The organism is Cupriavidus sp. 05T313, from assembly GCF_056396665.1.
This window is the reverse complement of the sequence record NZ_JBFTLX010000532.1, coordinates 1-974: the sequence shown is the minus strand read 5'-3', so window position 1 is coordinate 974 and position 974 is coordinate 1. Positions and strand designations below refer to the sequence as shown.

The following is a 974-nucleotide window of genomic DNA, read 5'->3' as shown; positions in this document are numbered from 1 at the left end:
TGCGCGTCCTGCTGGAACCGTCGCCGATCCTGCTTCACCGTCATGTTGCGCCTCTGGATCTGCCTGCACCTCTCGTCCCTGCCACTCGAAGTCTTCCGGCCGAATTGGTCCACTGAGTTGGCTGTGGCGGTGTTGGACAAGGAACGCGTCCACCTCGGCTCACGCCTGGCGGCGGAGGCTGGCGTCCGCCCGCAGATGCGCCGCGGCGGTGTGCTGACCATCGCGCCGCAGACCCTGCTATACGATCGGGCCCCGGAGAAGGAAGCCGACGCTCTGCAGCGTGTGGCCATGGCGCTCCTGCAGTTCGCGCCCAACGTGGTGCATGCCGAGGAAGCGTCCGTGCTGGTCGACGTGTCGGCCAGCCTGCGGCTGTTCGGCGGCATCCGCCAGTTGCGCCACCGCATGCGCGCCTCGGTCGCTGCGCTGGGGTTCAGCGCGGCCTGCGGCTGTGCGCCGACGGCCCAAGGCGCTTGGCTGTTGGCCCACGCCGGCGGTGGAAGCACACTCAAGATCGAGGCATTGGAACGCCGGCTGGGCGCCCTCGCCGTCGGCACCCTGCCCGCCGCACGGCCATTCCTGGAATGGCTGGATGGACTGGGGTGTCGTTGCCTTGGCGATATTCGCCGGCTGCCACGGGCCGGGCTGCAGCGTCGGTGCGGCCGCGAACTGAACGAGACGATGGATCGCGCCCTGGGCCAGGCGCCAGAGATCTTCGAATGGCTACAGGCCCCGCCAACCTTCTCCGCGCAGGTCGACCTCCCCGATCGCATCGAGCATGCGGAGGCCACCCTGCTCTACAGCCGCGGGCTCATCGTGCAGATGCTGGGCTGGCTGGCCGCGCACCAYYTGGCGGTCACCAAAGTCCTGGTGGAACTCAAACACGAGCGCGGCCGCGAGGCGCTGGCGCCAACCGTCATCGAGATCGCGCTGGCAGAGCCCAGCTGGAGCGAGGATCACCTGATGCGCTTGCTGCG

General features: G+C 68.8%; 1 protein-coding gene. It reads left to right on the top strand.

Annotated elements, in window-relative coordinates; translation table 11 throughout:
• A partial coding sequence (locus tag AC1DKD_RS41515) for a Y-family DNA polymerase (RefSeq protein ID WP_477144774.1) occupies window positions 1-974 on the top strand: 974 nt, incomplete at both ends.